The sequence below is a fragment of the Nitrosomonas ureae genome (assembly GCF_900108305.1).
GTDB lineage: Bacteria > Pseudomonadota > Gammaproteobacteria > Burkholderiales > Nitrosomonadaceae > Nitrosomonas > Nitrosomonas ureae_B.
In genome coordinates, this window is the sequence record NZ_FNUX01000013.1 from 14,938 (window position 1) to 37,334 (window position 22,397).

The 22,397-nt window shown below is 47.5% G+C and carries 21 protein-coding genes; 15 read left to right on the forward strand and 6 right to left on the reverse strand.

The window, feature by feature from the left end:
- Both C4S39_RS08570 and C4S39_RS08575 read right to left on the reverse strand, forming a co-directional pair.
- Window positions 1-996, reverse strand: a complete 996-nt coding sequence (locus C4S39_RS08570) for an MraY family glycosyltransferase (RefSeq protein WP_103966607.1) — start codon at window positions 994-996, stop codon at window positions 1-3.
- Window positions 997-1,087: 91 nt separating this feature from the next.
- Complete coding sequence (locus tag C4S39_RS08575) at window positions 1,088-2,305, reverse strand: pyridoxal-phosphate-dependent aminotransferase family protein (RefSeq protein ID WP_103966608.1); 1,218 nt, start codon at window positions 2,303-2,305, stop codon at window positions 1,088-1,090.
- A 407-nt stretch (window positions 2,306-2,712) separates the two neighbouring features.
- Here C4S39_RS08575 and C4S39_RS08580 point away from each other — a divergent pair, with 407 nt between their 5' ends.
- The 4 genes from C4S39_RS08580 (at window position 2,713) to C4S39_RS08595 (ending at window position 5,209) form a co-directional block, all read left to right on the forward strand.
- On the forward strand, window positions 2,713-3,249 hold the full coding sequence (locus C4S39_RS08580; protein ID WP_103966609.1) for a hypothetical protein: 537 nt from the start codon (window positions 2,713-2,715) through the stop codon (window positions 3,247-3,249).
- A 53-nt stretch (window positions 3,250-3,302) separates the two neighbouring features.
- Window positions 3,303-4,445, forward strand: a complete 1,143-nt coding sequence (locus C4S39_RS08585) for an acyltransferase family protein (RefSeq protein ID WP_103966610.1) — start codon at window positions 3,303-3,305, stop codon at window positions 4,443-4,445.
- Window positions 4,446-4,679: 234 nt separating this feature from the next.
- Window positions 4,680-4,928: a prevent-host-death protein gene (locus C4S39_RS08590; RefSeq protein WP_103966611.1), complete on the forward strand. Its 249-nt coding sequence runs from the start codon at window positions 4,680-4,682 to the stop codon at window positions 4,926-4,928.
- Window positions 4,925-5,209 (forward strand): type II toxin-antitoxin system RelE/ParE family toxin, encoded by a 285-nt coding sequence (locus tag C4S39_RS08595; protein ID WP_103966612.1) that lies wholly within the window; start codon window positions 4,925-4,927, stop codon window positions 5,207-5,209. Before C4S39_RS08590 ends, C4S39_RS08595 begins: the two co-directional genes overlap by 4 nt.
- Before the next feature lie 36 nt (window positions 5,210-5,245).
- Here C4S39_RS08595 and C4S39_RS08600 read toward each other — a convergent pair whose 3' ends face one another.
- Entirely contained in the window at window positions 5,246-6,118 is an 873-nt protein-coding gene (locus C4S39_RS08600) for a hypothetical protein (RefSeq protein WP_103966613.1), read from the reverse strand.
- Window positions 6,119-6,213: 95 nt separating this feature from the next.
- Window positions 6,214-7,437: an NnrS family protein gene (locus tag C4S39_RS08605; protein WP_103966614.1), complete on the reverse strand. Its 1,224-nt coding sequence runs from the start codon at window positions 7,435-7,437 to the stop codon at window positions 6,214-6,216.
- Between the two features lie 126 nt (window positions 7,438-7,563).
- Between C4S39_RS08605 and C4S39_RS08610 the strand changes: the two genes are divergently transcribed.
- Genes C4S39_RS08610 through C4S39_RS08645 form a run of 8 tightly spaced genes read left to right on the forward strand, consistent with a single transcriptional unit; the run spans window position 7,564 to window position 14,786 of the window.
- The gene (locus C4S39_RS08610) at window positions 7,564-8,454 is read left to right on the forward strand and encodes a 3',5'-nucleoside bisphosphate phosphatase (RefSeq protein WP_103966615.1); all 891 of its coding nucleotides are present in this window, start codon (window positions 7,564-7,566) and stop codon (window positions 8,452-8,454) included.
- An 18-nt stretch (window positions 8,455-8,472) separates the two neighbouring features.
- Window positions 8,473-9,105 (forward strand): L-threonylcarbamoyladenylate synthase, encoded by a 633-nt coding sequence (locus C4S39_RS08615; RefSeq protein WP_103966616.1) that lies wholly within the window; start codon window positions 8,473-8,475, stop codon window positions 9,103-9,105.
- Window positions 9,098-9,763, forward strand: coding sequence for a site-2 protease family protein (locus tag C4S39_RS08620; RefSeq protein WP_103966617.1), 666 nt, complete (start codon window positions 9,098-9,100; stop codon window positions 9,761-9,763). Before C4S39_RS08615 ends, C4S39_RS08620 begins: the two co-directional genes overlap by 8 nt.
- A gap of 26 nt (window positions 9,764-9,789) precedes the next feature.
- On the forward strand, window positions 9,790-10,992 hold the full coding sequence (locus C4S39_RS08625) for a tryptophan--tRNA ligase (protein WP_103966618.1): 1,203 nt from the start codon (window positions 9,790-9,792) through the stop codon (window positions 10,990-10,992).
- A gap of 37 nt (window positions 10,993-11,029) precedes the next feature.
- Window positions 11,030-11,848, forward strand: coding sequence for a segregation and condensation protein A (locus C4S39_RS08630; protein WP_103966619.1), 819 nt, complete (start codon window positions 11,030-11,032; stop codon window positions 11,846-11,848).
- Complete coding sequence (gene scpB, locus C4S39_RS08635) at window positions 11,814-12,440, forward strand: SMC-Scp complex subunit ScpB (protein ID WP_103966620.1); 627 nt, start codon at window positions 11,814-11,816, stop codon at window positions 12,438-12,440. Before C4S39_RS08630 ends, scpB begins: the two co-directional genes overlap by 35 nt.
- A 54-nt stretch (window positions 12,441-12,494) precedes the next feature.
- A complete protein-coding gene (locus C4S39_RS08640; protein WP_103966621.1) occupies window positions 12,495-14,567 on the forward strand; it encodes a carbon starvation CstA family protein in 2,073 nt (690 codons plus the stop codon).
- Between the two features lie 18 nt (window positions 14,568-14,585).
- Window positions 14,586-14,786, forward strand: coding sequence for a YbdD/YjiX family protein (locus tag C4S39_RS08645; RefSeq protein WP_103966622.1), 201 nt, complete (start codon window positions 14,586-14,588; stop codon window positions 14,784-14,786).
- A gap of 95 nt (window positions 14,787-14,881) precedes the next feature.
- Here C4S39_RS08645 and C4S39_RS08650 read toward each other — a convergent pair whose 3' ends face one another.
- Entirely contained in the window at window positions 14,882-16,165 is a 1,284-nt protein-coding gene (locus C4S39_RS08650; protein WP_258039362.1) for a dicarboxylate/amino acid:cation symporter, read from the reverse strand.
- Between the two features lie 181 nt (window positions 16,166-16,346).
- Window positions 16,347-17,177 carry an inositol monophosphatase family protein gene (locus C4S39_RS08655; RefSeq protein ID WP_103966624.1) on the reverse strand — a complete coding sequence of 277 codons (831 nt, stop codon included), beginning with the start codon at window positions 17,175-17,177 and terminating at the stop codon, window positions 16,347-16,349.
- A gap of 443 nt (window positions 17,178-17,620) precedes the next feature.
- Here C4S39_RS08655 and C4S39_RS08660 point away from each other — a divergent pair, with 443 nt between their 5' ends.
- From C4S39_RS08660 to C4S39_RS08670, 3 genes are all read left to right on the forward strand, one after another.
- On the forward strand, window positions 17,621-18,364 hold the full coding sequence (locus C4S39_RS08660; RefSeq protein ID WP_103966625.1) for a response regulator: 744 nt from the start codon (window positions 17,621-17,623) through the stop codon (window positions 18,362-18,364).
- Between the two features lie 220 nt (window positions 18,365-18,584).
- On the forward strand, window positions 18,585-19,589 hold the full coding sequence (locus tag C4S39_RS08665) for a multicopper oxidase domain-containing protein (protein WP_103966626.1): 1,005 nt from the start codon (window positions 18,585-18,587) through the stop codon (window positions 19,587-19,589).
- 50 nt (window positions 19,590-19,639) lie between these two features.
- Window positions 19,640-22,375, forward strand: a complete 2,736-nt coding sequence (locus tag C4S39_RS08670) for a multicopper oxidase domain-containing protein (protein ID WP_103966665.1) — start codon at window positions 19,640-19,642, stop codon at window positions 22,373-22,375.
- The last annotated feature ends 22 nt before the right edge of the window (window positions 22,376-22,397 follow it).

Here is a 22,397-nt window from a genome sequence, read left to right on the forward strand (position 1 = left end):
TTATCCTCGACCGGGGGGAGTCTTCTGACTCCGATCAGAAATAATCATTAATACCAGATATGCACATCCCCAAACCGCCACAATCCGGATCTGCAACACGACATCTTGCGCATTGACCCATACCGCACTTGCGCCTGTTGCCAGCATCAACCCATAAGCTACGAGCGCAGTACCCCGATGACCCAGGCCGCTTTGTACCATACGCTGATAATAGTGCTCACGATGCGCCTGCCAGATTCTTTTTCCTTGAAATAATCGCTTCATCAGTGTTACGGTTGCATCCGCGATAAAAGGCGAGAAAATGAGTACCGGCACCCACAGTGACCACAGATGATCAAGCCATCCCAACACGCCTATCACCACCGCCAGATATCCAAGCGGGATCGATCCCACATCTCCCATAAAAATACGCGCCGGATGAAAATTATGTATTAGAAAAGCCAGCGCCGCCGCAGCCAGGGAAAAATTTATCGCAGCAAAATCATTATTGCCTGCCGCATATGCAAGCCAACCGTAGATTCCGAACCCAATCACCGTCATTCCGCCCGCCAGGCCATCAGAGCCATCCATGAAATTATAAAGATTCGACATCCAGATAACCGTCATAGCCGCGAAAATCACAAGCCCCCAACCATACGCATCCGATAAAAATGCAATGGAAAAGCTAATGGCAACCGCTGCGTGAACCATCAATCGACACCACACCGGAACTCGCCGCACATCATCGGCCAATGATATTACCATCAACAACCCTATACCCATCAATATCGAATCAGGTATCGCAACCGAGAAACACAACCAGGATACGATCACTCCGAAAAACAAACCCAAACCACCAATGCGTGAAACGGGTGTCAAATGAAGCGAACGTTCATTGGGTTGATCCAGAACCCAGTCCGCTTTTATCTTAATCAACCATAAAATGGAGAAGAATGATAACAAAAACGATAATAGCGGCACTGTCACGGCTATCGATAAAGAAAAATCCAAAACCATATTACCGGATTACAAAAAATGAACCACTTCCCCATCGCATACGACAAGAAAGTGGCTTCAAATTGTCCTTTTGCAACTAACTGATATAGTCTTAGAACATAGGATTTGTGGCATATCTCTTATGTGCTGCAGCTGCAGCCGCACCGCGCTCTACTTTCAATCCCATATCGGATAAAATGGTTTCCAGCGCATTCAGGCAGAAAATCACGTTATCCACCCGGCAGGATGTACCCATCAATCCAAAACGCCACACTTTTCCGGCAAAATCACCCAATCCGGCGCCAATTTCAAGGCTATATTCAGCCAACAGACGGCGACGCACCTCTTTTTCATCGACACCGGCCGGCACAAAAACGGAATTCAATTGCGGCAGGCGATAGGGCTCTGCAACCACATAATTCATACCCAATGTCGCAAAACCGTCTTTTAATGCTTCATAATTATAACGATGACGCGCCCAGGAATGTTCCAGACCTTCTTCCGCCAGCATCAGCAGGGACTCATGTAATGCATACAATGCATTGGTCGGCGCGGTATGATGATAAGTACGCGCAGCCGATCCCCAGTAATTCAACAGCAGGCTGATGTCCATGAACCAGCTATGCACCTTGGTCTTGCGATTCTTAACCAGGTCGGTCACACGTTCGGAAAAACTTACCGGCGACAAACCGGGAGGGCAGGATAAACACTTCTGGCTACCGGAATAGATCGCATCAATTCCCCACTCGTCAACCTTGATCGGCGTTCCACCCAGCGATGTAACCGTATCGACAATGGTCATGCAATCATGCTTTCGTGCGACCTCGCACAGCGTTTTGGCATCCGATGAAGCGCCGGTTGAGGTTTCAGCATGCACAAACGCAATAATCCTGGTATCGGGATTTTTTTTCAACGCATCTTCAACTTTCTGTGGATCGACCGGTTCTCCCCACTTGTCATTGACCGTGACGGCAACGCCACCATGACGCTCAACGTTCTCGACCATACGACCGCCAAAAACTCCGTTGCTGCAGACGATTACCTTATCACCCGGCTCGATCATATTGACAAAACACATCTCCATGCCCACCGATCCGGGCCCCGAAACCGGGAAAGTCATGCGATTCTTGGTTTGGAAGGCATAGCGCATCAGGCTCTTGATTTCTTCCATCATTTCGGTAAAAACGGGATCGAGGTGCCCCAAAGTCGGGCGCGCCATGGCATTCAACACACGCGGATGCGTATCCGATGGCCCGGGTCCCATTAAAACCCGCTGCGGTGGATAAAAAACTTTAACTTCTTTTTCGGGACGAAAATCTTCGGTATTCATGAACAATCCTAAGTAAATAATAGAGTCTGATTTATTTTTGTAAAAAATTAATTTTAACAAGTGAAACGAGAGTTTACTATAAACCAAGGTATGCTCAATAAATTATCCTTATGGATAAGCCAGGAATTTTTCATAACGATATGAAACATCTAGTTATTGTCCGCAGAGTGCACAGAACTCCTTTCAACCTTCCCTGAACAAGGTATGCAGAAAACCGCACCTCCGCGCTCTTCCGTAAGTAAAACAAAAACAAGAAATGCCAACTCAAAAAGACAGTCGAGCATGGATTGAAAGTTAAATCTTTCGTTCATGTGTACAATACAAAATAGTATCTGATACCATTCAATTTTCTCGTCCACTTACCCTTCTCAACGCATCGGGAACTATAGAATCGGTTAAAAACTACTATGCGCTTTTCTGCAAAAAAACGATTGATGTTTCTGTTATGCGCGTTTTTGTTACCCGCTTGCATGACAGCGCCCGCGCGGGAAGAATTGCTTAGTCAGAAAGTGATTTATAACCGCAGCAGCGATAAAAATTATCTGAAAATTGTGGAATGCCTGGAAAGCGATGATGGATTTCACCTGCCGAAATGGCGCCGTCATACCTGGCGTGATATCACCACATACTTTATCTATCATGAATCGCTGCAAGTCCACGGATATCCGCAAATGCACGATGAAGCCGCAAAAACATATTACATTACCGAGATTCATGACCCGAAGTACTCCGGGAAAATCAATGAAACGATCACCCATGGCAATGGAAATTGGATCATGATCATCAAAGATGCCAGCAATCCGCAGCACACCCAATCCGAAATCGAAATCCGCAGCAATCAAAACCTGCTGAGCGATTATCCACCGGCCGCCTATGCACCGGATCCAAACGCTTCGCTATCCCAGCGCTTATACAAAGTGGAAGAAATTGATCATTGCTTCTAATTCCAGATTTGTGTTTGGTTTGTTAACCAACCGGTAACATAAACCGAAAATTCATGAGTGACTTACGTTTGGATTCTACTATCCGCTTCTCAAATCTGGACAAGTTGCGTGCATTTGCAGCGATTAGTGTCGTTGTTTATCACGTCATTGAACATACGAGCTGGTCTTCTTTTCCAGTGACAGGACTCAATTTATGGTGGCGAACCGGATGGCTGGGTGTTGATTTGTTTTTTGTAATCAGTGGATTTGTCATTTATTTTAGTGCGTTCTCACTGGAAAAATCTTATGGAGCCGCATGGAAATCAGTCTACGCTTCTCATCGCTTCTTTAGAATAGCGCCGTTATATTTCTTCACCTGCATCATTTTTGTTTTCCTCATTCAGCCACAGATTTTATTTACCCCTGTATCCAATATCTTCTTTCAATTTATTTCGCACCTTTTGTTCTTCCATAATTTTTTTCCCAGTACGCAAGGGGCAATCAATGGCGTAAATTGGTCCATTGGCGTGGAAATGCAATTTTATCTCTTTATTCTTATTTTCTGGAATTGGATTAAACGAGCTTCGCCACTAAAAATTTTATTAGTGTTTAGCGCCATCGCCTGTATATGGAAGATTGCGGCGTTTTACATTCTCCATTCCGCAGGCGCCCATAAGCTATGGTTTGCAACAGCCCAATTGTCCGGTTCTCTGGATGTGTTCGGATTTGGCATTGCCGCATGCAAATGGGTTCTGGCTAATGGCAATCGTAATGATTGGGTTAGCTTAGGAATCAAAGCGCTGGCTGCTATCAGCGCAGGCTTCATCATGATCAAGCTTTTATGGATGACGCCTAATTACTGGGGCTCTGTGTATTATGTGGGCTTTTTCAGGATCCTGACTGGCTTAAGCGCAGCAGCGCTGATAGTCTTTCTGATTGCACTGCCGAATACGGCACTTGGGTGGTTTTCCGGAATTATCGATTATCTGGGTAAAATCAGTTATGGCATCTATCTATGGCACCTACCCATCATCCTGAGTCTAAAGAACCTGAATATTAACGCCGGCATGGTTTTTCTTGTCGCAACCTTGGCATGTACCCTGATACTCGCATCCATTACCTATCACCTGATTGAGAAAAACTGGATTCAGCATGGAAAAAGTGATCAAGCATGCTCGAAAATCGGTGCAATTCTGAAATCGATCAGGTTAAATTAGAAGCTGCGGCATAATTAACACCCAGCCTCGCCATCCGATTCTTTGTTTCTTCCATCGTATTTGGGCCTGATCGATCCACCCGGCGACGGTGAAGTGTTCTTACAAGAACAAGAGTCTTTCGCTGTAAGCCAGATACCATTTTGCTTTTAATCTGGATACCCTGAATACAATTGACACACCACGCTCTGAATCGTATAGTCAGAAAAGCGATTAACCATACGATTCTAATTCATCATGATTACAGCCAACGATCTAAAAACCAAAGGGATTGCCTGTCTGGAAGAAAGTCTTGCGGATAAAACAGAAGACATCATTACCCTGCGCGGCAAGGAATGCTTTGTCGTAATGAAAATCGAGCAATATCACTATCTGCGTGAGATGGAGCTGGAAGCCGCGCTTTACCAGGCACGGCAGGATATGGCATCCGGTCAATTCAGCAAGGATACTGTCGATCAGCATGTCGATGACGTATTTTCTAAATGAGCCACACGATCGTCTTTACCGACAGTTATAAGAAACGCGCCAGACGCTTTGCACAAAAACACCCGGAATTAAAAGAGCCGTATCGCAAAACTTTAGAATTACTGGCTCACAACCCTTATCACCCTTCCTTGAGAATTCACCCGCTCAAAGGCAAATTGTCAGCTCTGCATTCGATATCGATCAATCTCAGTTACCGCATTACGCTGGAAATTCTGATCACTGAAAAAGAAATTATTTTGATTAATGTCGGGAGTCATGATGATGTGTATCAAGCGAGGTAGAATATTCCACTTCAAATTTGACACACCCTATCGCATTTATCTCATGAACCAATCTTCAATCAACTTAACAAAGTCATCATAGCGCTCTTCGATTTCTTCCCATGTCATTATTGGCGGTGTTTTCGGAACTGTTACTTCAATTCGTTCTGTATGACTTTGTGTAAATTTTGCAGCTTTATTTATTTCATTTGCTGCGGCCTCATAAGCTTCTCGCCAATTCTCTCTTGCTTTAGCCGTCACCCATTCTTTTGTAGGTACTTTTATACTGCAGACCTGAGTTTGATCTTCACGCTGATGTTGAAACACATCATTCAATTCGTTTAGGTCTTTTAAGTTTTCACAAGAATCGTAAATATCCCATGCAGTTATTCCAACTATTAGCGCTGTACCAATTAGTGGAATTGATTCACCTGGAAGCGATGCAATATTTCTCCTTGCGCCTACAACTGTTCGATTAGCCATGCGCCTTGATGCTTTTTGAACAGCTTCTGCTTTTCTGGCAGACTTAATTTCCAGCATATTGTGCTTTTTCGAAATCTCTGTATGAGATGCTTCTAATTTTTTATGATTCGTATTCAGTTTGGTATGACTCCCTTTCAATCTCTCATATTTTTTCTCCAATTCCATATACTTATCCCTCTGCTCCTGTATCGCAACTTCTACATCATGCTTCCTCTTTACTACCGGAGCTGAACGCAAAATCTTTTCAGTAAGCCCTGATCCTAATGGCACTAAAGCTGATCTCAAAACATTAAAAGCAGCAGCGTGCAAGCTGTCGCTGACGAGTGTGGCAATGTTTAGTGACACCAATCCCAGAAACGATAAAAATAAAAGCATATTCTTTATCCGTTTCCACACTGACGCACCTTTTGATTTCGATTCCTGTTCGTGTTGAAAAGTTGAATCCAAAGTACATCTCCCTCTTCTGGTTGATATCTATAAACGCCAACTAATGTTGAAACTTCGCTTTCGTGCTCGGGAATGAATTGAGTTTCTAATCCATCTTACCCCGGCTTCCCATCCACCCGTTGCCGCCAGTAAATCGGTGCATACTTAATCGCCCACAATCCGAAGCAAACGAGCCAAACGAGTCCGGCCACGACATAGAGCAACGGCGCTATCGCGGGTACGAGATCGGCCAGAATCCGCAGCACGGTGGTTGCCTGGAATCCCAGAAACAACACCCAGGTTAACCGATCCAGTTCCAGCGGACGGCCGGAATGGCCGATGGTGACACGTGAAGCCATCGCCAGGATCATGCTGGCAAAGAAACCGATGCCCAGCGCATGCAATGGGGCGAGACCCAGAATGAGGTTGCCGGAGGCGAAATACACCAGGCTTTGCAAACCATACAGCAACATGGCGACACCCAGCCAGGCAAAAGAAAAGTGCAATACCGCCAGCAAGCTCACACTAAAACTGCGCAGAAATCCCCAGCGGTACGACAGATAAAGCGCGCATCCCGCCAATGGCAAGTCGGCGATCCACAGGTAAGCGGATAATTCCAGCCATTGCAGGCTGCCGTGCGCCGCACTGCAGGCGAGCATCAGCCACAGCATCCAGAAGGGCCGCACCATTTCATAGTTGTCCAGCACGCGGCTGGAGAAAAACGGGATCATGCGATGCGAAACGGTCAGCACAATCGGCAGCAAAAAGAACCAGATTCCGGCATGACGCGCAAAGTCAAGCATGACCGGATCTTCCGTCACCAGCCAAAGCAGATACGCCGCCACGCCCAGCCAGCCCATCAGCAACGCAATGCTGGTGACCCTGGCATGACGTTTGTCCTGAGCCGGTGTGTTCAACAGAATTCGATATAGCACATAGACCGCAACGCTCCACCCGATCAGCATCAGCTCGATGCCGAGGATGATGATCGCTTTGTGCGTCAACAAGCCAGCATAAAACAACACCACGCCCGCCACCATCAATGCGCAGGTGGCGACATATTCGCGCGGTTTCACTTTATCGCCGTTCATCCAGTTAGGATACGTGGTAAACAAAAAACCTAAAATAAAAAACGGGAAAAAGCCATAGACCATCAGAAACGCATGCGCCCAGGTCGGGGCGATGCTCCAGTGGGTCATCGATCCGGCAACGCCATAACGCCCGGTCAGGTCAATCACCCACCACAGCACGGTCAGCACGCCTTGCAACGCGCCCGCCAAAAACAAGCTGCGATGCGGCGCAGCGGAAAGATGGTCACGAATTGCCAGCAGTCTATTCATTTGGGTTCCTTGTAAAACATTTTTCTTTCAGGGTTCTAACTATCTCTTTCATTATCCAACGCAATTATTTCTCTTCAATGCGGTAATTTGCTATCATGCATGTCCTGCGTTGCTACGAATTGCCTCATGCTTAATATTGATCTGCATTGTCATTCCAACATTTCTGATGGCGTTTTACCACCGGTTCAACTGGTTGAGCGTGCCGCCATGCGCGGCGTCGAAATACTGGCGCTAACCGATCACGATGATATTACCGGGTTAGCGGAAGCGCGGCGGATGGCCGAAGCTAAAAGTATCACATTTATAAACGGTGTGGAAATCTCCGTGAGCTGGCGCGGCCGTACTTTGCATATCGTCGGATTGGATATTGATCCGGCCTATGCACCGCTCGTCGGAGGCTTGGCGGATATTCGCGCGGGGCGCGCGCAACGCGCCGAAAATATCGCGCTGGAGCTGGAAAAAGCCGGTATTCCCGATAGTCTGGCAGGCGCGTATGCGCATGTCGGCGAACGGCGCTTGATCGGGCGCACGCATTTTGCCCGCTTCCTGGTTGAGCAAGGTTATGCCAAAGACGTAAAATCCGTGTTTAAGAAATATCTGGTAAAAGGCAAGCCGGGCTATACTGCGCACGAATGGGCCACGCTCAGCGATGCAGTGAGCTGGATTTGCGGCAGTGGCGGCCAGGCGGTGATCGCGCATCCTGCGCGCTATGATTTGGGTAAGAATGTCTTGAGTGATCTGCTCGATGAATTCTGCGCGCTGGGCGGATCGGCACTTGAAGTGGTCACATCGAGTCACACGCCTGAGCAAATGCAGCATTTCGCGCATCATGCAAAAAACAGGAATCTGCTGGCTTCGTGCGGCTCGGATTTTCATGGTCCCGGCGAGAGCTATTTCGATCTGGGACAGTTGCCGGAATTTCCGCACGGCTGCACCCCGGTCTGGCACCATTGGAAAAACAACATGGCAACCGGGCGCGAGCGCACATTGAACAGCCCATTGATTACTTTAACCTAACCCTGATACCGTTTTACTGTGGCTCAATTCTTCTCAATTCACGCGGACACTCCGCATGCACGTCTGATCAAACAAGCCGTTGCTATTGTCCAGAAAGGCGGAATTATCGTATACCCGACGGATTCCTGTTATGCGTTAGGCTGCCATCTGGGCGATAAAGATGCGATGACGCGTATCCGCACCATCCGGCAAGTGGATGAGCGCCATCATTTCACGCTGGTCTGCCGCAATCTGACGGAAATCTCCGCCTACGCCAAAGTGGATAACAGCCAGTACCGGCTGCTTAAGGCTACGACACCGGGCAGTTACACGTTCATTTTACAGGCCACGCGGGAAGTGCCGCGGCGGATGCAGCATCCGAAACGCAATACCATCGGCCTGCGCATTCCCGATCATCCGGTGGTGTTGGCGCTATTGGAAGAACTCGGCGAACCCTTGCTAAGCTCAACACTGATTTTGCCTGAAGACGAATATCCGTTGAATGATGCCGAAGAAATCCGCGAGCGGCTGGAACATCAGGTCGAATTGGTCATGGATGCCGGTTCATGCGGCATAGACATGACCACGGTGATTGATTTGACCACTGATGTGCCCGCGCTGGTGCGCCAGGGAAAAGGCAGTCTCGATCCATTTGGAATCGAACATGGATGAAATTATCCAAGGTATCGCCATTTATGCGCTTCCCGTTATTTTTGCCATCACCCTGCACGAAGCCGCGCATGGTTATATCGCCAGGCATTTCGGTGACTTTACCGCATACAACGAAGGACGCATCAGCCTCAACCCGATACGGCATATCGATCCTGTAGGTACCATTCTGGTTCCGCTGTCATTATTTGTTTTGAGCAAATTGACGATCGGCGCAGGTTTTCTATTCGGCTGGGCCAAACCGGTGCCGGTTAACTTTTCCAACCTGCGCCGACCCAAGCGCGATATGCTCTGGGTAGCCGCCGCCGGACCTGGCGCCAATTTGCTGATGGCATTCTTCTGGGCCTTGATGATCAAGCTCGCCATTGCCTCGCCAGATAGCAGTTTTGCCAAACCCCTGGCGTTGATGGGAATTGCAGGAATTGAAATCAATGTTATCCTGATGGTACTCAATCTGTTGCCGCTGCCGCCTTTGGATGGAGGCCGCATGGCGGTAAGCTTGTTGCCGCATCGATTGGCTTACCAGTTTTCGCGGATTGAACCCTATGGTTTTATGATACTGCTGGTATTGCTATTCAGCGGTGTGCTGGGCGCCGTGATCGGGCCCATGATCACATGGGCTAAAGTCATGATCGTATCAATTTTTGGACTCTATATTTAATAACGTTTTACATTTGGAAAATCAACATGTTTGCTGATCGCGTTTTGTCAGGTATGCGCCCCACCGGCAGCCTGCATTTGGGACATTATCATGGCGTTTTGAAAAACTGGGTAAAGCTGCAGCAGCAATACGAATGTCTGTTCTTCGTCGCCGACTGGCATGCCTTGACGACCCATTACGATTCACCTGAAATCATCGAACAGAATGTCTGGGATATGGTGGTGGATTGGCTGGCGGCAGGCGTTGATCCATCGCAGGCAATCTTATTCATTCAATCCAAAGTGCCTGCTCACGCCGAGCTGTATTTGTTACTATCGATGATGACACCGCTTGGCTGGCTGGAACGCGTGCCCACCTATAAAGATCAACAGGAAAAATTATCCGAGAAAGATCTCAGCACCTTCGGTTTTCTGGGCTATCCGTTGTTGCAAAGCGCGGATATCCTGATTTATCGCGCCAATCTGGTTCCCGTCGGAGAGGATCAAGCGCCGCATCTGGAATTTACGCGCGAAATTTCCCGTCGCTTTAATCACATCTACGGCAAAGAACCCGGCTTTGAAGAAAAAGCGAAACAAGCCATTAAAAAACTGGGCTCGAAAAAATCCAAGCTATATACCGAATTGCGTACGCTGTATCAGGAACAGGGCGATGAGCATGCGCTGGAAGAAGCCAGATCAATATTGAACGAGCAACAGAATCTGAGCCTGGGTGATCGTGAACGGTTATTCGGCTATCTCGAAGGCGGCGGCAAAATGATTCTATCGGAACCGGCAACATTATTAACGGAGGCTTCCAGAATGCCGGGGCTGGATGGTCAAAAAATGTCAAAGTCGTATCACAACACCATTAGCTTGCGCGAAGATCCGGAAAACATCCGTAAAAAAATCCGCACCATGCCAACCGATCCGGCGCGGGTACGGCGCATCGATCCGGGTGATCCCGCCCGTTGCCCGGTGTGGCAACTCCATCTTGTCTATTCCGACGAAACCACACGGGAATGGGTACAACATGGCTGCAAGCATGCGGAGATTGGCTGCCTGGATTGCAAAACACCCGTGATAGACAAAATTCTGGCTGAACAGGAACCCATGCTGGAACGCATCAGAAAATACGAAGAAGATCCGACTCTGGTACGCAACATCATTGCGGACGGTTGTGAAAAAGCCAACAAGCTGGCGGAAGACACCATGCGCGACGTGCGCGCAGCAATGGGGCTCAGTTATTCATAAGGTTAAGACGCGTAAGCGAGACCGGTCTTATTGATCAATGAACGACAACTCGGCAATCGAATCCATTGAATTACAGCCGATCGCCAGAATCTGCGGTGAGCCGCTGCTGGAAATTCCACAGGATTTGTATATTCCGCCCGATGCATTGGAAGTCTTTCTGGATACCTTTCAAGGCCCTCTGGATTTACTTCTGTATCTGATTCGCAAGCATAATCTGAATATTCTGGATATTCCGATGGCGGAGTTGACGCAGCAATATATGGCCTATGTTGAAATGATGCGCGTGGACCAACTGGAGCTGGCAGCCGAATATTTGCTGATGACCGCTCTGTTGATTGAAATCAAGTCGCGCATGCTGTTACCCAACCCGAAAATAGAAACGGAACAAGAGCATGATCCGCGCGCTGAGCTAGTACGGCGCTTGCTTGAATACGAGCAAATGAAGCATGCCGCAACTCGAATCAATGAATTGCCGCAGGCTGGGCGTGACTTCAACGTGATTCAGATAAGGATTGACCAACCGCCGGCTGCGGTTCAGTTGCCCGGTATCAACACGGATGATCTGCGGAACGCCTGGATGGCCATTCTAACGCGAGCCAGAATCCATCATCCCCATCAAATCAAACGCGAAACGCTTTCAGTCAGAGCTTATATGAGCCAGGTACTGCGTGACTTGCGTGGGTGCGATCAAGTGGAATTTTACGAATTATTCAGCCCCACGGCTACCGTTGCAGAAGTCATTGTTACCTTCCTGGCTGTTTTGGAATTGGTCAAGGAATTGTTGCTGGAAGTTTCTCAATCGCATGATGCCGGAGTCATTTATGTCCGCTCCATTGATGCCGCTCAATCAGCTTGATACACCGGATCCGCTGAGTCCGGAAAAAGTCAAGCGGGTTCTGGAAGCTGCCTTGCTGACAACTTCGGAACCCCTACCCATCAGTGAATTGCGTAAATTATTCAATCTGGAATTAAACGCTACCGTACTATCGAAATTACTGGAAGAAATTCGCGAAAAATGGCTTGATAGCAGCGTGGAATTAGTCTCTGTCGCCAGCGGCTGGCGTTTCCAGACCAAAGCGGACATACAGCCGTATCTGGAACGATTGACGCCACCTAAAGCACCACGCTATTCACGCGCGGCTCTGGAAACGCTTGCCATCATTACTTACCGCCAGCCGGTTACTCGCGGTGATATCGAAGAAATTCGCGGCGTTAGCGTTTCCAGTTCGGTACTTAAAACACTCATGACGCGCGGCTGGATAGAGGCTGTCGGACACCGTAACGTACCCGGAAAACCCGCGCTGTTTGCCACCACGCAGCACTTCCTGGACGACTTGAACCTTCGTTCACTGGAAGAATTGCCGCCACTGGAAGAAATGCGATCCTTAATTGATTCCAGCGCAAAGAACCAGGATTTGCCTTTTGAAATCCCTGAAGCACACGATTAGTTCAGTCAGGTAAAATTTGACAACCCTCTCTCTTTAATCAACTCCACAAAATAAATGAATAACTTAATATCGAAACTTGGCTGGTTAATGCTTTCCCTTACCGGAGCCTTTGCATTCGGCGTCATTGCACTCAACCGCGGTGAATCGATCGGCGCGATTTGGATCGTCATTGCGGCGGTTTGTGTTTATATCATCGCTTTTCGTTTTTATAGTCTGTTCATAGCAAATCGCGTATTGAAACTGGATGCCAGGCGCATGACGCCGGCCTATAAGCACAATGATGGCCTGGATCATGTACCGACCAACAAATATGTGTTATTTGGGCATCATTTTGCTGCAATTGCGGGAGCGGGGCCATTGGTTGGTCCAATCCTGGCAATGCAAATGGGTTATTTGCCGGGCATGTTATGGCTGCTAGCCGGCGTCGTATTTGCCGGTGCAGTCCAGGATTTTATTGTGCTGTTCGTATCAACGCGGCGCAATGGCCGGTCGCTGGGTGATTTGATTAAGGCGGAACTCGGACAACTGCCCGGTATGATCGCAATGTTCGGCACCTTCTTTATTATGCTGATCTTGTTGGCGGTATTGTCGCTGATCGTGGTTAAAGCCCTGGCCGAGTCACCGTGGGGAACCTTTACCGTGGCCGCTACCATCCCCATTGCTCTGTTTATGGGGATTTATACACGTTACCTTCGTCCTTGCGCGATTGGCGAAGTTTCTCTCATTGGTTTTGTCCTGCTGATGCTATCCATTGTTGTGGGTCAATATGTACAGGAAGATCCTGTATTAGCGGATTTCTTTACGTTAACAGGCGAACAGTTGACCTGGTCATTGATTGCATATGGCTTTATTGCCGCAGTTTTACCCGTCTGGCTGCTACTGGCTCCGCGCGATTATCTATCGACTTTCCTTAAGATCGGTACCATTGTGGGATTAGCCGTGGGTGTTATTTTTATTTCACCAGAACTGAAAATGCCAGCACTGACGCAGTTTATCGATGGCTCCGGACCTGTTTGGTCGGGTAGTCTTTTTCCCTTTTTATTTATTACCATCGCGTGCGGTGCAATTTCCGGCTTTCATTCATTGATAGCCTCCGGCACTACGCCCAAGATGATTCAATCGGAAACTGATGCACGTTTCATCGGTTATGGCGCCATGCTGATGGAATCCTTTGTCGCCATTATGGCGTTGGTCGCCGCCGCCACCCTGGAACCCGGGGTGTATTTTGCCATGAACAGCCCCGCGGCAATTATTGGCACCACCGCGGAATCCGCTGCACAAACCATCGCCCAATGGGGATTTTATGTTACCCCGGAGATGATCACTCAAACCGCACAGAATGTCGGAGAACACAGTATTATCTCGCGAACTGGCGGCGCACCTACGTTGGCAGTCGGCATGGCGCAGATTTTATCTGAAGTTGTCGGAGGTACCGTCATGATGGCTTTTTGGTATCACTTCGCGATTTTGTTTGAAGCGCTTTTCATTTTAACTGCGGTTGACGCCGGAACCCGTGCGGGGCGCTTTATGTTGCAAGATTTGCTGGGATCGTTCATTCCTGTCATGAAACGCACCGATTCGCTGGTTGCCAACCTGACTGCAACGGGGCTTTGCGTAGCAGGCTGGGGATATTTTCTTTATCAGGGTGTCATCGATCCATTAGGGGGAATCAATACCTTATGGCCATTATTTGGTATCGCCAATCAAATGCTGGCTGGTATTGCATTAATTTTATGCACCAGCGTCCTGTTCAAAATGAAACAAGATCGTTATGCCTGGATTACGATTGTTCCGCTGACATGGGTCAGTGTTTGTACATTAACTGCCGCCTGGCAAAAGATCTTTGACGTCAACCCGCGTATCGGCTTCCTGGCGCATGCCAGCAAATATCAGGATGCGATTATGGAAGGTGTCGTGCTGGCGCCTGCCAAATCGCTGGAACAGATGCAACAGGTAATTTTTAACGATTATGTGAATGCGACACTGGCCGGATTGTTTATGACAGTACTCATCAGCATGCTGATATTCGGAACCAGAACTGTATTGCAGGCGCGCATCATTCGCCACCCCACCACCCAAGAGGCGCCTTTCGAGCTCTTGCCCGCGCACGCGGTATCAGAAAAATAATGATTGGAGAACAAGATCATGTTCAGACAAATTACTCAAACCATACACCGGATTTCACAAAGCATGCGATTGATGGTCGGCGTGCCCGAATACAGCACGTATGTTGAACACATGAAAAATGCACACCCTGACCGATCCATCATGTCTCACGCGGAATTTTTTCGCGAGCGTCAGGAAGCTCGTTATGGAAGTAAGGGAAGAGTCAATCGCTGCTGCTAGATGGCCTTTAATCATGAAATTATAGCGTCTTAGGGAAGCGCTGATTAATTGGCTGCACGAGCGAATCACTTCGTTGCACAGTACCCGCGCCTGTTTCACTGCTTAACATGAGGCAGTTCTATGGGATTCACTGCTCCGGCATCGGGATCATTAAAAGTTTCCATTGATATATTGCCTTCACTACGCGCAACAATCACAGCAACGACGGCATCTCCCGTGATATTGGCCGCAGTGCGCATCATGTCCAGAAAACGATCCACACCCATGATCAACGCAATGCCTTCAACCGGCAATCCCACCTGATTGAGAACCATGGCCAGCATAATGAGCCCGGCGCCAGGCACGCCCGCAGTACCGATAGACGCCAGCACCAACATGCCGATGATTGTCAGATAATCCGTCAAGCTCAGCTCAATACCATAAATATTGGCAATGAACACCGTTGCAACGCTTTGCATGATGGCTGTGCCATCCATGTTGATGGTTGCACCCAAAGGCACAACAAATGAGGCCGTCGAATTATCCACGCCCATACGCTTTTCAACCGTTCTGAGCGTGATGGGTATGGTCGCTCCGGAGCTGGATGTACTAAATGCAAAAATCTGGGCCGTACGCATTTTCTTAAGAAACTGTATTGGATTGACTCGCCCGAGAAATTTCAATAACGCCATAAGCGTAACGGTTACATGACAAATCAGCACCAAAATAACGATCCCAAAATAACCGATCATTGGCAGAATCAAATCAATTCCTTGTAGCGCAAAATTCTTCGCCATTAATGCAAATACCCCATAGGGTGCAATAGACATGACAACATTCACCATCTGCATCATGACGTCATTCATTTTTTCAGCGCCATCAATTAAAGTGCGTCCGCGCTCACCGAGCATCAGCAAGCAAATTGCAAACAGAATAGTAAAAAAAATGATTTGCAGCATGTCACCTTCTGCAAAGGCTGCTACCGGATTACTGGGAACAAGATCAATAAGGACTTGTGTTATGGCTGGTGGCTCAGGTGCTACAAATTCCGTCTGAGCGCCTGGAATCAGCTTAAAATTTTTACCGGGGTCTATAGTGACAGAAACAAGAAGAGCCAACAGAATGGCGAGTGCAGTAGTGAACAGAAAAAGGCAAAAAGCCTTGATACCCACCCGGCCCAGTTTTTTAACGTCGCCAATACCGCAAACACCACCAATCAATGAAAAGGTTACTAATGGAACAACCAGCATTTTCAATAAATTAATGAAAATTACGCCCACCACATGAAACAAGCCATGTACAAAATAATCCTGAATGAACGCGACGTCATCGGCAAAGGTATTAATCAAACTACCCAGCAATAAGCCGGCAATCATCCAAATAATTATTTTTGTAGTCATATTCATGAACCATCGGAAAGACAAGCGCAGCCCGCTATTAAATCAGTGTCTGATCAGCTGGAAAGCATGCGGCTAGACAATCAATAACGCCTGACACAAAGAATGACTGGGCATCCGGCGATCAAACTAGAACCGCATAGAACCGCATAGAACCGCATGCAGATCCATCATAGACCTAAAGCTAAATTGACTTGGCCGAGCGTTGCACTTCGATCAGCTCAGGTGTGAGATGAGGCGCAATCACCTGAAGCAATTGCGCGAAAACCTTGGGATTTCCGGCAATAATTTGCCCACTCTCCAAGTGCGTCCCATTGCCTTCCAGATCGCCCACCAATCCACCTGCTTCAGTAATGAGCAGGCAACCGGCGGCCATATCCCATGGCGCCAGCCCCATCTCCCAGAAACCATCATAACGCCCCGCCGCGACATAAGCCAGATCCAGCGCGGCGGAACCCGGCCGCCGAATTCCCGTGATGCGTGGCACGATATCTCTCAGCATGGCAAAGTAAGCGTCAATGTGTGTCAGGTCGCGGAATGGCAAGCCGGTGCCGATCAAACACTCTTCAAGCTTGGTGCGTTTGCTGACACGAATCCGGCGATCATTTAAAAAAGCCCCTCCCCCTCGGCTCGCGGTAAACAATTCATTGTTATTAGGATCGTAAACCACTGCATGCGTCAGAGCACCTTTATGCCTCAATCCGATGGAAACCGAATACTTTGGGAAACCATGCAGAAAATTGGTCGTGCCGTCCAGCGGGTCGATAATCCATTGATAGTCCGAATGCTTATGATCACCCTGGCGCCCGCTTTCTTCCGCCAGAATCGCATGATCGGGATAAGCTGCGAGCAAGACCTTGATAATGGCCTCTTCAGCTGCGCCGTCCACTTCACTGACATAATCGCTGTGTGATTTTTTTGATACAGTAAGCAAATCCAGATTCTGGGAAGCCTTATTAATAATATTACCGGCGCGGCGTGCAGCTTTCACTGCAATAGTCAACATTGGATGCATGATTTTGATTCAGAATTTAACGAAAGAAAAGACAGTGATTTTAATATGAATCGCGCTTACCCGCTGTCATTATTGAAATGAAGGAATTGCAATAGCCAATATGGTTAACATCTCTGATTGTATTGATCGTTGATCATTGCCGCTGGTCCCATCTGTGTTAATGAGAAGAGGCATTGATTTATGGCCCAGAACCCGTACCTTATAAGTACTTCAAGAATTCCGCAGGATCAACCTATTCTGTCAGTAGATCACAAAATATTACCGCACGCTTTGGGACAAATGCCATCTATTTAACCTTAGGCGTATCTGTTACAATTTTACAATAATAAAGATAGCTATTATGTATTCATTCAATATGTAATCGCGCTATGCTCAAAAATTATTCAGGCCGAAAATACTGCTCATTCAACTGAGCCTGTTGCAGTTTATAAACAATAAAAAGCATGATTGAGCAATCTCATTCAGATATACGCATTCTGGTCGCTGAAAGCTTTGAGCTTGTACGTTTGGGATTGCGCTCATTATTTGATAATCACACCAATATTCGCCTGGTTGCAGAAACCAGCCAACTCGATGATCTGTTTAATTTGACCGAACAACATAAGCCGGACATCATCCTGATGGATTTACTCCTGAGCGGCAATAACAATGATTATGTGAAGCATATTATCCAATTGCTGCGGACTTCCCCGCGCAGCAAAATACTGGCTTTTTCTAATCACAATAGTGAACAAACTCATCTACAAACATTCCGGTCCGGTGCGGTGGGCGTGATCAGCAAAAACGGCTCAACAGATCTTTTACTAAAAGCGATCATTGCAATTCATACGGGTCATGTCTGGTTTGATCGCAATATCACCAAACTGCTATGGCAATCGCAGTTTGGTTCTGATTCTGATTCAGCCACAGAAATCGAACCACAGGCTGATACTTCAACATCCCAGCAGCCCAGATTAAGCGATAGCGAACGTCACATTGCCCATCTCGCGTGTAAGGGTTTGTCTGCTAAAGAGATAAGCGCACAACTATTTGTGACAGAAAAGACCGTACGGAACCAATTATCTGTTATTTATAGAAAAACTGGCGTCAAAAAACAAATTGAACTATGCCTCAAAGCCCCTTTATATAATTATTTTACAGAATCCCAGCGAGTCGGGACATTTAGCCCAAAAGATAGCCAAATTTAGTCCAATTTTTAAGGACAAATGCCTTCTATTTAGAAGAAAATGGATTTGATACAATCCTCCCCCAGCTAAGATTGCGTTTTCCTTTTTGCAATCAGCCTGCTAAATCTTAAATTCCGAGTGAACCATGAATTACAAACAAAAACCGGCATTAATTTGCCGGAATACATTACCGCCGCAACTTCACTGGATATACGCTTTTTACATTAAGGAGACCTTTAAAATGTTATTTAAGTCCGATCGGGCCAAGTGCGATACGAGGCTCATAGAAAACTCTGATGCCACCCCGGGCGTGCCGCAAAAATCATTGATAAAACGAGCTGCCGTGGCGCTCGCGCTTACTTTGTCATTATCAGCTTTGGCTCCGATCTCTGAGAGTTTCGCCGCCGAGCATATTATTCAATTGACCGCGGAAGAAACTCAGGATGATGGCTTCGGTAACAAGTTGCTGGCTTACAAAATGTTAAGCCATAGAATTGATGGACTGGATATTACATCGCGTTATAGCTCAGAGGCCACCATCCCCGGCCCCACCATTGAGTTAACCGAAGGAGACAAAGTTAAGATCTCCATCGAGAATGCCATTTCCGGCAACGATATTCCTGTCCCCGGAATCAGCAAGCAGGTCAGCATTCATGTGCACGGCGTTCATTACGATATTCTCAGCGATGGAACCCTTAAGGTAATTAATAAAAACTTTGATGAGGGTGCAGGCGCCGGGCTTGAAGAAACCTATGTCATCTATGAATACCAATGGAATGTTGCGCCTGGAACTGCGGGTACCTGGCCCTATCACGACCATAATTTTGAAACCCACAACGGCGCGGAACATAAGGGGCTTTTTGGAGCAATCATCGTCAATCCGGTCGGCGTTCCCAGCTATGACAAGGAATATGTGCTTTATTTAGGCGATGATGCTTTCTGGGGCATGGAGATCAATGGCGTTAGCAAGATTCAATCAAATCATGGCGTCAATCCAACATTGGTCGCGACAAAAAATTCCAACGTCAGATTTCATTTAATCGCTTTAGGCACTGATATTCATACCTTTGAGTTGAAAGGCTATCAATGGGTCGACCCCGGAACCGCTAATCGTATCAATCAAGTTGCAATCGGCCCGCTGGAAAAACATGTTTTCAGTGTTACTGCAAAAAATAGCACGCGTTATCAAGACAATAATTTTTCCAACAGGCTTCTGGGCATGGAAGGAAAATTTCTAGTCCAGTAAGCAAAGTGTTAGGCAACTAAATATAAGGATAGAAAATGAGGATTAAAGATATGCTTAGCCTGAGAGAATCAGTAACTATAATTGTTTTTGCTGTAATCACGCTCTTAATTTCACCGTTTGCTCTAGCTGCAACAACGCATAACGTTACATTGACAGCTGAAACATTGCCTAACGGACAAGTCGGATACGCAATGGCAGGCAACCAGGCCGTCATACCTGGACCGGCTCTGTTCGTAAAGGAAGGTGATACAGTTCATGTGTCATTGACAAATAACACCAGCATCAAAGTCGGATTTAAGGTACCTGGCCTTGCCCAATCAGGATCGAGAAAAATTAATCCTGGAAAAACTGAAAGTTACAGGATCAAGGCTAACAAAGCAGGCAGCTTCGTTTATCATGGCGATAGCAATGGCAAGGAATTGCTGGGTTTGTTTGGTGCCATCATTGTCGATAAAGCACACGGGCCGATAGACAGTTATGTCGATGGAGACGGCAGCACAATTCCTGTCAAAGCAAATGATATCGATAAGCACTTCGTGCTATTTATGGTAGGCTCAACCTTCTGGGGAACCGAAATTATTCCGAGTGGTGCACAACAAAAGCCACTTTGGGCCAATCCCAATCCTGGTGCCGTTGAGAATGATATCGTACGTTTCCACATCTTATCGATCGGACCCGGGCATACCTTTCACTTACATGCGCATCGGTGGCTAAAAACAGGCACCAGCGAAGTGATTGATACCAAATTGCTCGAAGAAGGAATCGATACTCACTCCTTTACCGTCAAAGCCGGAACCGGTGTTGGTCCAGGAAACTGGCAATATCACTGTCACCTGATTGCGCACATGGAAGCAGGCATGCATGGCAGCTTCATCGTGGATCCTGTTGGTGGAGATGGTGCCAGCGTTGTCGGCGCATCGCCATACGGCAACATATTACTGGGTACAAAACCGAATGAACCTGGCGTAGTCACTTTTGAAGTCAGCGATGAGCCGGCCAGCTGGTTCAGAAGTGCGCGCGGCGATGCCATTGTCGAACTGAGCAAACCGAGCGCCGCAGGCTCTCCGCTTCAAGGTGCGGACATTAAAACCAGATCCCTGGAAGTGATTTATCCGGGCAGTAGCGTCAACTTTATCATGTCCGATACCAATGGCGTGCATACCATCAGTTCGCTGTTGTGGCCAACCGGCGCGCAGCATATGCCTTTCGATCAAACCAGCGCTTATCGCGGCGGCGGGTTCGTCACCTTGCATACACCCGGGTTGTATGTATTTACCTGTAAAGTGCATCCTTTCATGTTTGCTGCAGTAATCGTAGACGATCCAAGCACTAATGATGGACTGGATTTAGGCAATCCGCAAAGCAATCACACTATTGATTTGGTCACAGGCATTAAAAACCTGCCTACCAGCAGCGATCTGGCGGTACGGCTGCTGAAAACATTCTTCATCGCCACAGCACCTGACAATTGGCAAGATTATTCATCCGGCCAGTGGAATGTAAAATATCCTAACTTACCGCTGATTACTTCGGGAGGGGTTGTGAATTTATCAGCTCTGCTTAACGTAAACGAAGCGCTTTCTGCGGGAACGGTACCGCAGAAGCGTGGCGTTGGTGAAGTATGGGTTAATACGCAATTTGAAAAAACTGCCGGTAAGTATAAGCCTGGCACTACCACTGTGGTTGATACGGCCAATTGGACTGTTAAACGCAAAGTTGCGCTGCCGCAGATCAACAACAATAATCCGCATAACATGTGGTCAAACCGGGATCAGTCGGTGATTTATCAAACCCAATGGTTTGATAACAAACTTTCGATGATTGATCGTGAAAGCGGCAAATTGCTCAAAAATATTACAGTGGGATATTCACCTTCCCACGTGATGACATTACCGACTAACGATAATATTACGATTGCGATCAATGGCGAGAATGGCATATATATGATCCCCGCAGGAAAGACAAAGGTTGAAAAGATGATGCCAACACAAGCGCATGGTCATATTTCTGCAAATCCGCACGGTCACTGGATCAGCGCCGATGGCTCCAAAATTGTGACGCCTAATATCAATACCCACGACATCGGCATTTATGGGACCAATGGCGGTATAGAAGCCCGTACACCAACCGGAAATAATGCACCAGGCGCTCATCCGATTGCCATTGGCATGATGCCGGATTCCAGCAAAATTTATGCTGCAAACTTGCTGCATCATACGCTGAGTGTATTGGATGGTAGTACTGGCACGCTGTTGAAGACGATCGAGCTCATCAAAGACTACGATCCTTTGACTGGCAGCATAGTAGATAAGGATGATAATGGTGTAGAGGCAATCGGTATTCTACCGATCCAATCGCCGGTATCGCCGGATGGTAAAGCTGTAGTTATAGCTTCAATGGGCGGACAAATCGTTATCATTGATACGGCCACTGACAAAATCGTCAAATCGCTGCCTTGCGATCCGGGCTGCCACGGTGCAAATTTTGGCGCTAAGGAAGGCGGGGGATACTATGCCTATGTCACTACCAAGTTTGGTAACAGACTCACAGTAGTTGATATCGATCCGAATGGTGATGGCGAGATATCCGATGCGGCTATTGCCGGCTATATTTCATTGGTGGATACGCATAGTACTGCCAAGGATGATATGGTCAGCGGTTTACCAGGATTCGGCGGCCAAGGAGTTCTGGCTGTGCCGAATGTTTATAATGGCTGGGTGCAGAACCTTCCTGCGCATTGGAAAGAAGGTCTGACAACTGCACAGCAAAATCCAATCGGAGACTAAAAAAAACGCTGAATAATTTGGC

Excerpts from the sequence above, each read along its gene's own strand:
- C4S39_RS08570 (WP_103966607.1), bottom strand. The coding sequence starts at position 996 with ATGGTTTTGGATTTTTCTTTATCGATAGCCGTGACAGTGCCGCTATTA.
- C4S39_RS08655 (WP_103966624.1), bottom strand. The coding sequence starts at position 17,177 with ATGCATCCAATGTTGACTATTGCAGTGAAAGCTGCACGCCGCGCCGGT.
- C4S39_RS08595 (WP_103966612.1), top strand. The coding sequence starts at position 4,925 with ATGAGCCACACGATCGTCTTTACCGACAGTTATAAGAAACGCGCCAGA.
- C4S39_RS08660 (WP_103966625.1), top strand. The coding sequence starts at position 17,621 with ATGATTGAGCAATCTCATTCAGATATACGCATTCTGGTCGCTGAAAGC.
- C4S39_RS08630 (WP_103966619.1), top strand. The coding sequence starts at position 11,030 with ATGAACGACAACTCGGCAATCGAATCCATTGAATTACAGCCGATCGCC.
- C4S39_RS08665 (WP_103966626.1), top strand. The coding sequence starts at position 18,585 with ATGTTATTTAAGTCCGATCGGGCCAAGTGCGATACGAGGCTCATAGAA.
- C4S39_RS08645 (WP_103966622.1), top strand. The coding sequence starts at position 14,586 with ATGTTCAGACAAATTACTCAAACCATACACCGGATTTCACAAAGCATG.
- C4S39_RS08590 (WP_103966611.1), top strand. The coding sequence starts at position 4,680 with ATGATTACAGCCAACGATCTAAAAACCAAAGGGATTGCCTGTCTGGAA.
- C4S39_RS08670 (WP_103966665.1), top strand. The coding sequence starts at position 19,640 with ATGCTTAGCCTGAGAGAATCAGTAACTATAATTGTTTTTGCTGTAATC.
- C4S39_RS08575 (WP_103966608.1), bottom strand. The coding sequence starts at position 2,305 with ATGAATACCGAAGATTTTCGTCCCGAAAAAGAAGTTAAAGTTTTTTAT.
- C4S39_RS08610 (WP_103966615.1), top strand. The coding sequence starts at position 7,564 with ATGCTTAATATTGATCTGCATTGTCATTCCAACATTTCTGATGGCGTT.
- C4S39_RS08620 (WP_103966617.1), top strand. The coding sequence starts at position 9,098 with ATGGATGAAATTATCCAAGGTATCGCCATTTATGCGCTTCCCGTTATT.
- C4S39_RS08640 (WP_103966621.1), top strand. The coding sequence starts at position 12,495 with ATGAATAACTTAATATCGAAACTTGGCTGGTTAATGCTTTCCCTTACC.
- C4S39_RS08605 (WP_103966614.1), bottom strand. The coding sequence starts at position 7,437 with ATGAATAGACTGCTGGCAATTCGTGACCATCTTTCCGCTGCGCCGCAT.
- scpB (WP_103966620.1), top strand. The coding sequence starts at position 11,814 with ATGTCCGCTCCATTGATGCCGCTCAATCAGCTTGATACACCGGATCCG.
- C4S39_RS08585 (WP_103966610.1), top strand. The coding sequence starts at position 3,303 with ATGAGTGACTTACGTTTGGATTCTACTATCCGCTTCTCAAATCTGGAC.
- C4S39_RS08650 (WP_258039362.1), bottom strand. The coding sequence starts at position 16,165 with ATGACTACAAAAATAATTATTTGGATGATTGCCGGCTTATTGCTGGGT.
- C4S39_RS08625 (WP_103966618.1), top strand. The coding sequence starts at position 9,790 with ATGTTTGCTGATCGCGTTTTGTCAGGTATGCGCCCCACCGGCAGCCTG.
- C4S39_RS08580 (WP_103966609.1), top strand. The coding sequence starts at position 2,713 with ATGCGCTTTTCTGCAAAAAAACGATTGATGTTTCTGTTATGCGCGTTT.